Genomic DNA, 8,743 nt, shown 5'->3' with positions numbered 1-8,743 from the left:
CGCGCTGGCCGCCTTCGACCGTGCCGGGCGGGCCCTGGCCGCCGCCATCGCGGCCACCGCCACCCTGGTCGAGACCGACATCGCGGTGATCGGCGGCGGGGTCGCCGCCAGCGGGGAGACCCTCTTCGGACCGGTCCGGCGGCACCTGGCCTCGTACGCCACCCTGTCCTTCGTCCGGGACCTCCGTGTCGTCCCGGCCGCCCTCGGCACCCACGCCGGGCTCATCGGCGCCGCGGCCGCCGCGATGATGCTGGCCCCCGCCGGCCGGCGCGGGCCTACGGCTTGACCGAGCGGTAGTACCGCCGGGCCCCCTCGTGCAGGTCCAGCGGGTCGGTGTAGATCGCCGTCCGCAGGTCCACCAGCTGCGCCGCGTGCACCTCGTGCCCGATCCGGTCCCGGCTGAGGATCACCGTCCGGGTGAACTGCTCCGTCAGCCGGGCGTCCGTGCCCTCCTTGGTGACCAGCAGGTTCGGGACGGCCAGGGTGGCCACCGACGAGGTGTTGCGGGCCCGCGCGTAGGCGTCCTGCGGCATCACGGCCGCGCGGTAGTACCGCGCCGGGCTGCCGCTGGCCTGGAGCTGCTCCACCAGGTCGCCCAGCTGGACGAGCCGGATGTCGAAGCGCTCCGACAGCTCGCGCACCGCGTTCGTCGGCAGGCCGCCCGACCAGAAGAAGGCGTCGATCCGCCCCGCCTGCAGCTCCGCCGGCATGGTGTCGATGCCGATGGCGACGGGGGTGATGTCGTGGGCCGGGTCCAGCTTGGCCGCCCGCAGGAGCCGGTCCGAGATCAGCCGGACCCCGGAACCCTCCTGGCCGATCGCGACCCGCTTGCCCCGCAGGTCGCGGGCCGACTGCACCGGCGACCCGGCCGGCACCACCAGCTGGACGTAGTCGTCGTAGAGCCGTGCGCACCCGCGCAGCTGTTCCGCGCCCGGTTTGCCGTCGGCCCGGTACTTGGCGACCGCGTCCGCCGTCGCGATGGTGAAGTCGGCCTCGCCGGAGGCCACCCGCTGGAGGTTCTGCTGCGAGCCCTCGCTGGTCTCCAGCCGGACCTTGACCCCGGGCATGTCCTGCGCGAGGGCCTGCTCCAGCAACTGGCCGTAGCGGTGGTAGACGCCGGTGCGGACGCCCGTGCTGAAGGTGAGCTTCCCGGCGAGCGCGGGCTCCCCGAAGGGGCGCAGCCACCACAGCAGCACCCCGAGCACACCCAGCACGGCGGCCGTCCCCGCCACGAGGCGGCGGAGGCGGCGCGGGCTGACACGGGGTGGTACGAGGGGCATGCCCGCGATCCTCCCACCCGCCCCGCCGTCCTGTCACGGCCCGCCCGCCCGCACCGACGCCGCCGGCGGCTCGTCGGTACGGGGGACGGGGGCCTCCCCGGCACCGCCTACCCTTGTTGCATGACCAGCAGCAGCGACCGGAGCACGGCAGTGGTGGACCCCAAGGGAACTTACGAGGTGCGCACCTACGGGTGCCAGATGAACGTGCACGACTCCGAGCGGCTCTCCGGTCTGCTGGAGGACGCCGGCTACGTCCGGGCCCCCGAGGGCTCCGACGGCGACGCCGACGTGGTGGTCTTCAACACCTGCGCGGTGCGCGAGAACGCCGACAACAAGCTCTACGGCAACCTCGGCCGGCTCGCCCCCATGAAGACCAAGCGCCCCGGCATGCAGATCGCCGTCGGCGGCTGCCTCGCCCAGAAGGACCGCGACACCATCGTCAAGAAGGCCCCCTGGGTCGACGTGGTCTTCGGCACGCACAACATCGGCAAGCTGCCCGTCCTCCTGGAGCGCGCCCGCATCCAGGAGGAGGCCCAGATCGAGATCGCCGAGTCGCTGGAGGCCTTCCCCTCCACGCTGCCGACCCGCCGCGAGTCCGCGTACGCCGCCTGGGTCTCCATCTCCGTCGGCTGCAACAACACCTGTACCTTCTGCATCGTCCCGGCGCTGCGCGGCAAGGAGGAGGACCGCCGTCCCGGCGACATCCTCGCCGAGGTGGAGGCGCTGGTCGCCGAGGGCGTTTCGGAGATCACCCTGCTCGGTCAGAACGTCAACGCCTACGGCAGCGACCTCGGCGACCGCGAGGCCTTCAGCAAGCTGCTGCGCGCCTGCGGGCAGATCGAGGGCCTGGAGCGGGTCCGCTTCACCTCCCCGCACCCCAAGGACTTCACCGACGACGTCATCGCCGCCATGGCCGAGACCCCGAACGTGATGCCGCAGCTGCACATGCCGCTGCAGTCGGGCTCGGACCCGATCCTGCGGGCGATGCGCCGGTCCTACCGGCAGGAGCGTTTCCTCGGGATCATCGAGAAGGTCCGCGCCGCCATCCCGCACGCCGCGATCTCCACCGACATCATCGTGGGCTTCCCCGGCGAGACGGAGGAGGACTTCCAGCAGACGATGCACGTGGTGCGCGAGGCCCGCTTCGCGAGCGCCTTCACCTTCCAGTACTCCAAGCGCCCCGGCACCCCGGCCGCCGACATGGAGGGGCAGGTCCCCAAGGAGGTCGTCCAGGACCGCTACATGCGCCTGGTCGCCCTCCAGGAGGAGATCTCCTGGGAGGAGAACAAGAAGCAGGTCGGCCGCACCCTGGAGGTCATGGTCGCCGAGGGCGAGGGCCGCAAGGACGGCGCCACCGCCCGCCTCTCGGGCCGCGCCCCCGACAACCGCCTGGTGCACTTCACCAAGCCGGAGCAGGACGTGCGTCCGGGCGACGTGGTGACCGTGGAGATCACCTACGCGGCCCCGCACCACCTGCTGGCCGAGGGCCCGACCACCGCCGTGCGCCGCACCCGCGCCGGCGACGCCTGGGAGAAGCGCAACGCGGCCCCGGCGCAGCCCCAGGGCGTCATGCTCGGCATCCCGACCCTGGGCGTCCCGGCCCCTCTGCCGGCGGCGACCTCGGGCTGCGCGATCGACTGACCCGGTCCCGGCGCCCCGGACCGGCTCCCCGGACCGGTGCCCCGGACGTGACCGGGCCCGGTGCGGCGGCCCGCAGGCCGCCGTGCCGGGGCGTCTGGCCCGATCGGTACGACAGCGCCTAGGCTGCGGATCATGCTCGTAGCCGCCGCCGTCTGCCCCGCCCCGCCGCTCCTCGTGCCGGAGGTCGCCGCGGGCGCCGCCGCCGAACTCGACGAGGCCCGTACCGCCTGCTCCGACGCGCTCGCCGTACTGGCCGCCTCCCGGCCCGACGTGCTGGTGGTCGTCGGCTCCGCCGACGCCGAGCACCAGGGGCCCTACCCCCAGGGCTCCCGGGGCGGCTTCCACGGCTACGGCGTCGACGCCGAGGTCCGGCTCGGGGAGGGCGAGGAGGGGCCGCGCCCGCTGCCCGCCTCCCTCGCCGTGGGCGCCTGGCTGCTGGGCCGTGCCCGGTGGGGTGCGGCCCCCGTCGAGGGCCTCGCCGTCGCCGCCTCCCTGGAGACCGGCCGCTGCCTGGAGACCGGCCGGGAGCTCGCCGCCGCCGACGAGCGGGTCGCGCTGCTGGTCATGGGCGACGGGAGCGCCTGCCGCACGCTGAAGGCCCCCGGGTACCTCGACGAGCGCGCCGCCGCCTTCGACGCCGCCGCCGGCCGGGCCCTGGGCTCCGCCGACACCGACGCGCTGGCCGCGCTGGACCCCGTACTCGCCGCCGAGCTCCAGGCGGCCGGGCGGGCGCCCTGGCAGGTGCTCGCGGGCGCCGCCGAAGGGGCGGGCCTGGGCGGACGGCTGCTGTACGAGGACGCCCCCTACGGGGTCGGCTACTTCGTCGCCGCCTGGTCCTGACAGGGGAGGGCACCGTACGGCGAAGGGGCGTGGGACCGTCGGTCCCACGCCCCTTGATCCTGCGGCGCCCCTCGGCGCGTCCTGCCTCAGGAAGCCGCCGGCGGCGTCGGCCCGCCGGGGGCGTCCTTGTGCGCGACCTTGCCCAGGGCGCCCTTCGCCTTGTCCGTACTGGACGTGATCCGGTCGCTGTACTTGCCATGGGTCTTGGAATCCACGACCTTGGCGACCTTGTCCAGGCCCTCGCCGATCCTGCCCTCGTGCTTCTGCGCGAGGTCGCCGACCTTGTCCTTGGCCGGAGCGAGCTTGGCCTTCAGATTGTCGAGCAGGCCCATGGGTCACCTTCCTGGGGTTCCCCCGACGGAGCCCGGGGGAGCGGTAGCTACGTACGGGCGCCCTCGCCGGCCTCGCTGTCCGCGGCCACCTCCGCCGACTGCTGCTTGGGGATCTCCACGGCGGCCTCCGCCGCGGGTGCCCCGGCCGCAGCCGCCTCGGCCTCCCCGGCACCCTCGGCCGGCTCGGTCGCCGCGGCCGGCGTCTCCGCCGCGGTGGCCTCGGCCGCGACCTCCTCGGTCACTGCCTCACCCTTACGGCGAAAAATCCGGTCAAAAACGCCCATGTCTACTCCCATAACGTTACTCGTGCGGGTGAAGTTCCGCTGCGGCCGGACCGGCCTCCACGGGATGTGCGCCAGGCGCACGCCGGGCCGGAACCTCTTCAGGGCAACGACCCCGGCCACACCCCGTCACCTCACCCGATCGGGTACATGCCGCGGGGTTTGCGAGACTGTTCCGGTGAGGAATGCAGCCCCCGCCCCGCGGGTCATCGCCGTCGTCGGTCCCACCGCGGCCGGAAAGTCCGACCTGGGCGTCGCCCTGGCCCGCCACTTCGACGGCGAGGTCGTCAACGCCGACTCCATGCAGCTCTACCGGGGGATGGACATCGGCACCGCCAAGCTGACGATGGACGAGCGCGGCGGCGTGCCCCACCACCTCCTCGACATCTGGGACGTCACCGAGACCGCCAGCGTCGCCGAGTACCAGCGCCTCGCCCGCGCCGAGATCGACAAGCTCCTCGCCCAGGGCCGCACCCCGGTCCTGGTCGGCGGATCCGGGCTCTACGTCCGCGGCGCCCTCGACGCCATGGAGTTCCCCGGCACCGACCCCGAGGTCCGCGCCCGGCTGGAGGAGGAGGCCACCCTGCGCGGCCCCGGCGCCCTGCACGCCCGCCTCGCCGCCGCCGACCCGGCCGCGGCCGCCGCGATCCTGCCCAGCAACTCCCGCCGCATCGTCCGGGCACTCGAAGTGATCGAGATCACCGGCAAACCCTTCACCGCCAACCTGCCCGGCCACGAGTCCGTCTACGACACCGTCCAGATCGGCGTCGACGTGGCCCGCCCGGAACTCGACGAGCGTATCGCGACACGCGTCGACCGCATGTGGGAGGCCGGGCTGGTCGACGAGGTCCGCGCCCTGGAGGCCCAGGGCCTGCGCGAGGGGATCACCGCCTCCCGCGCCCTGGGCTACCAGCAGGTACTGGCCGCCCTCGCCGGCGAGTGCACCGAGGACGAGGCCAGGGCCGAGACCGTACGGGCCACCAAGCGCTTCGCCCGCCGCCAGGACTCCTGGTTCCGCCGCGACCCCCGCGTCCACTGGCTCAGCGGAGCCGCCGCCGACCGCGGGGAACTCCCCCGACTCGCGCAGTCGTTGGTCGAACGAGCGGTCACAGCCTGATCACGTGATGGCATCGGGAAGCCCCGAGCGCCCGTCGCGGGGCCGGGGCCGTGCCATCATCAAACTTCTGAACAGTGGCGTGCGGAGTCCGAAGTGGGGAGGGCGCGTGGCTATGGAGGCCGGCCCTCGACGAGACATCGGGCGGGACGACACCGAGCGGGAAACGGACACGCCCCTGTCCGCACTCCCGGCGGTGACCGGCGAGCCCGCGGGCCCCGGCGTGCCGGCAGTCCCCGGCGGCCCGGACGGCCCCGGCGGACTCGGCCTGCCCGCCGACCCCGCACGGCTGACCACCGACGGTCCCGAAGCGCCCGAGCCCGGCACCGAGGCCGCCGCCGGCCCCGCCGTCGAGGTCGAGCTGCGCCCCCAGCGCAGGCTGCGGATCTGGCAGATCGCCCCGATCGTGATGCTGGCCGCCGCCGGCTCCCTGATGTTCGCCTTCCCCCTCGCCTTCGAGTTCGGCGACGGCGGCGCCGTCGTCGCCATGCTCGGCTTCCTCATCAGCTCCTGCGCCGGCGGCTGGGGCATGATGGCCGCGCGCCGCGTCGGCTACTCCTGGCCGGGGCTCCCGTCCCGGGGCAGCGGCCGCCGCCCCGACTGGCGGATCGCCGCGCTGTACGCACTGGCCGCGCTGGTCGTCGTCGCACTGGCCGTCTACCGGGTGGCCCGGCTGCGCTGACCGGCGCCGACGCCTCGCCGAAGGCCGCCTGACCGCATGCTGGTCCCACCGGCCGGGGCTCCGACCCGCTCGGTACGATGGGCTCGTGACGCACACCACCCTCCCCTTCCTCAAGGGTCACGGGACCGAGAACGACTTCGTGATCGTCCCCGACCCGGACAACGCCGTCGACCTGCCGCCCACCGCCGTCGCCGCCCTGTGCGACCGCCGGGCCGGCATCGGGGCGGACGGTGTGCTGCATGTCGTGCGCTCCGCCGCCCACCCGGACGCCGCGCACCTGGCCGACGAGGCCGAGTGGTTCATGGACTACCGCAACAGCGACGGTTCCGTCGCGGAGATGTGCGGCAACGGCGTGCGCGTCTTCGCCCGCTACCTCCACCACGCCGGACACGTCGAGCCCGGCGACTTCGCCGTGGCCACCCGCGGCGGCGTCAAGCAGGTCCACCTCGCCAAGACGGGCGACGTCACCGTCTCCATGGGCCGCGCCCGGCTCCCGGAGGGCGAGGTCACCGTCTCCGTGGGCGAGCGCTCCTGGCCCGCGCTCAACGTGAACATGGGGAACCCGCACGCCGTCGCGTTCGTTGAAAGCCTCGACCACGCCGGAGACCTGTACAGCCCGCCGCCGTTCAGCCCCGCCTCCGCCTATCCCACCGGGGTCAATGTCGAGTTCGTCGTCGACCGCGGCCCGCGGCACGTCGCCATGCGCGTCCACGAGCGCGGATCCGGCGAGACCCGCTCCTGCGGCACCGGCGCCTGCGCCGTCGCCGTGGCCGCCATCCGGCGCGACGGAGCCGACCCCGCCGTCACGGGTGAGCCCGTCTCGTACACCGTCGACCTGCCCGGCGGTACCCTCGTCATCACCGAACACCCCGACGGTCGCATCGACATGACCGGACCGGCCGTCATCGTGGCCGCCGGCGAGTTCGAAGCGGACTGGCTCACGGAAACGGCTTTCGCCTGAAGATTCCCTCTCTTGGGTGATCCGTTTCACGCTGAGCGAGAGGCGGACTGCGCCACGTGGTGGGGTCGGTAACATCAGGCACCGGCCCTGAGGGCTCACCCCATGCCCACCACCGCCGGTCGAAGCCGCCGGAGGTGCCCATGAGTGCAGAGGCCACGAACCCCGAAGCACACGCAGAAGTGCGCCCTGAGCTGCGCAGACGTGGCCGTACCCGGCTCGATCTGCGCCGCCTGGGCCGAGCCGCCCTGCTCGGGCCCGCGTCCCGGGACCGTCTCCCGGACGCCATCGGACACGTAGCAGAAGCGCACCGCGCCCACCACCCGGACGCGGACCTCTCCATCCTGCGCCGCGCGTACCTCCTCGCGGAGTCCTCGCACCGGGGCCAGATGCGCAAGAGCGGTGAGCCGTACATCACACACCCGCTCGCCGTCACCCTCATCCTGGCCGAACTCGGCGCCGAGACCACCACCCTGACGGCCTCACTGCTGCACGACACCGTCGAGGACACCGACGTGACCCTCGATCAGGTCCGCGCCGAGTTCGGCGACGAGGTCGCCTTCATCGTCGACGGCGTCACCAAGGTCGAGAAGATCGACTACGGCGCCGCCGCCGAACCGGAGACCTTCCGCAAGATGCTCGTCGCCACCGGCAACGACGTCCGCGTGATGTCCATCAAACTCGCCGACCGCCTCCACAACATGCGCACCCTCGGTGTGATGCGCCCCGAGAAACAGGCCCGCATCGCCAAGGTCACCCGCGACGTCCTCATCCCGCTCGCCGAACGCCTCGGCGTCCAGGCCCTGAAGACCGAGCTGGAAGACCTCGTCTTCGCGATCCTGCACCCCGAGGAGTACGAGCACACTCGCGCGCTCATCGCCTCCCACGCCGGCGCCGACGACCCCCTCCTCGCCATCGCCGAGTCCGTACGCACCGTCCTGCGCGAGGCCGGCATCACCGCCGAGGTGCTCGTCCGCCCCCGGCACTTCGTCTCCGTCCACCGCATCTCCCGCACCCGCGGCGAACTGCGCGGCCCGGACTTCGGACGCATCCTCGTCCTCGTCGGCGAGAACGCCGACTGCTACGCCGTCCTCGGCGAACTCCACACCTGCTTCACCCCGGTCGTCTCGGAGTTCAAGGACTTCATCGCCGTCCCCAAGTTCAACCTCTACCAGTCGCTGCACACCGCCGTCGCCGTCCCCGAGGGCTACGTCGCCGAAGTCATCGTCCGCACCCGGCAGATGCACCGCGTCGCCGAGGCCGGCGTGGTCGCCCTCGGCAACCCGTACGCGACCGGCGAGGGCGCCGACTGCGAGGAGGAACGCGTCGACCCCACCCGCCCCGGCTGGCTCTCCCGCCTCCTCGACTGGCAGCAGTCCGCACCCGACCCCGACACCTTCTGGACCGGACTGCGCGCGGAACTCGCCCAGGACCGCGAGATCACCGTCTACCGCGCCGACGGCGGCACCCTCGCCCTGCCCGCCGGTGCCAGCTGTATCGACGCCGCCTACGCCCAGCACGGCGAGGCGGCCCACGGCTGTATCGGCGCCCGCGTCAACGGGCGCCTCACCTCCCTCTCCGCTCCGCTCTCCGACGGGGACACCGTCCAGCTCCT

The 8,743-nt window shown here is 73.4% G+C and carries 10 protein-coding genes; 7 read left to right on the top strand and 3 right to left on the bottom strand.

The window, feature by feature from the left end; genetic code table 11:
* Nucleotides 1–286, top strand: a 286-nt coding sequence (locus VR44_RS24870; protein ID WP_045949814.1) for an ROK family protein, incomplete at its 5' end; no start/stop codon positions are given.
* Here VR44_RS24870 and VR44_RS24865 read toward each other — a convergent pair.
* Nucleotides 276–1,280: a TAXI family TRAP transporter solute-binding subunit gene (locus VR44_RS24865; RefSeq protein WP_045949813.1), complete on the bottom strand. Its 1,005-nt coding sequence runs from the start codon at nucleotides 1,278–1,280 to the stop codon at nucleotides 276–278. The genes VR44_RS24870 and VR44_RS24865 overlap by 11 nt on opposite strands.
* Nucleotides 1,281–1,400: 120 nt before the next feature.
* Here VR44_RS24865 and miaB point away from each other — a divergent pair, with 120 nt between their 5' ends.
* Nucleotides 1,401–2,921, top strand: a complete 1,521-nt coding sequence (gene miaB / locus VR44_RS24860; RefSeq protein ID WP_045949812.1) for a tRNA (N6-isopentenyl adenosine(37)-C2)-methylthiotransferase MiaB — start codon at nucleotides 1,401–1,403, stop codon at nucleotides 2,919–2,921.
* 132 nt (nucleotides 2,922–3,053) lie between these two features.
* Nucleotides 3,054–3,761 carry a class III extradiol dioxygenase subunit B-like domain-containing protein gene (locus VR44_RS24855; RefSeq protein WP_045949811.1) on the top strand — a complete coding sequence of 236 codons (708 nt, stop codon included), beginning with the start codon at nucleotides 3,054–3,056 and terminating at the stop codon, nucleotides 3,759–3,761.
* A gap of 86 nt (nucleotides 3,762–3,847) precedes the next feature.
* Here the strand turns inward: VR44_RS24855 and VR44_RS24850 are convergent, their stop codons facing one another.
* Both VR44_RS24850 and VR44_RS24845 read right to left on the bottom strand, forming a co-directional pair.
* The gene (locus tag VR44_RS24850; protein ID WP_045949810.1) at nucleotides 3,848–4,093 is read right to left on the bottom strand and encodes an antitoxin; all 246 of its coding nucleotides are present in this window, start codon (nucleotides 4,091–4,093) and stop codon (nucleotides 3,848–3,850) included.
* A 47-nt stretch (nucleotides 4,094–4,140) separates the two neighbouring features.
* Nucleotides 4,141–4,335, bottom strand: coding sequence for a gliding motility protein (locus tag VR44_RS24845; protein WP_384747157.1), 195 nt, complete (start codon nucleotides 4,333–4,335; stop codon nucleotides 4,141–4,143).
* A 217-nt stretch (nucleotides 4,336–4,552) separates the two neighbouring features.
* Between VR44_RS24845 and miaA the strand changes: the two genes are divergently transcribed.
* From miaA to VR44_RS24825, 4 genes are all read left to right on the top strand, one after another.
* A complete protein-coding gene (gene miaA / locus VR44_RS24840) occupies nucleotides 4,553–5,491 on the top strand; it encodes a tRNA (adenosine(37)-N6)-dimethylallyltransferase MiaA (RefSeq protein WP_045949809.1) in 939 nt (312 codons plus the stop codon).
* 106 nt (nucleotides 5,492–5,597) lie between these two features.
* The gene (locus tag VR44_RS24835) at nucleotides 5,598–6,170 is read left to right on the top strand and encodes a hypothetical protein (protein ID WP_384747161.1); all 573 of its coding nucleotides are present in this window, start codon (nucleotides 5,598–5,600) and stop codon (nucleotides 6,168–6,170) included.
* Between the two features lie 85 nt (nucleotides 6,171–6,255).
* Nucleotides 6,256–7,131: a diaminopimelate epimerase gene (gene dapF, locus VR44_RS24830; RefSeq protein WP_045949807.1), complete on the top strand. Its 876-nt coding sequence runs from the start codon at nucleotides 6,256–6,258 to the stop codon at nucleotides 7,129–7,131.
* A 140-nt stretch (nucleotides 7,132–7,271) separates the two neighbouring features.
* Nucleotides 7,272–8,743 (top strand): RelA/SpoT family protein (locus VR44_RS24825; protein WP_045949815.1); only part of this gene is annotated, 1,472 nt, incomplete at its 3' end.

The organism is Streptomyces katrae (assembly GCF_000966975.1).
In the GTDB taxonomy this organism is placed as follows: Bacteria; Actinomycetota; Actinomycetes; order Streptomycetales; family Streptomycetaceae; genus Streptomyces; species Streptomyces katrae.
The sequence above is the reverse complement of the archived record's forward strand: the minus strand, read 5'-3'. Positions and strand labels throughout refer to the sequence as shown.

Coding starts and splice junctions, on each gene's coding strand:
- miaB (WP_045949812.1), top strand. CDS start 1,401: ATGACCAGCAGCAGCGACCGGAGCACGGCAGTGGTGGACCCCAAGGGA.
- VR44_RS24855 (WP_045949811.1), top strand. CDS start 3,054: ATGCTCGTAGCCGCCGCCGTCTGCCCCGCCCCGCCGCTCCTCGTGCCG.
- VR44_RS24865 (WP_045949813.1), bottom strand. CDS start 1,280: ATGCCCCTCGTACCACCCCGTGTCAGCCCGCGCCGCCTCCGCCGCCTC.
- VR44_RS24850 (WP_045949810.1), bottom strand. CDS start 4,093: ATGGGCCTGCTCGACAATCTGAAGGCCAAGCTCGCTCCGGCCAAGGAC.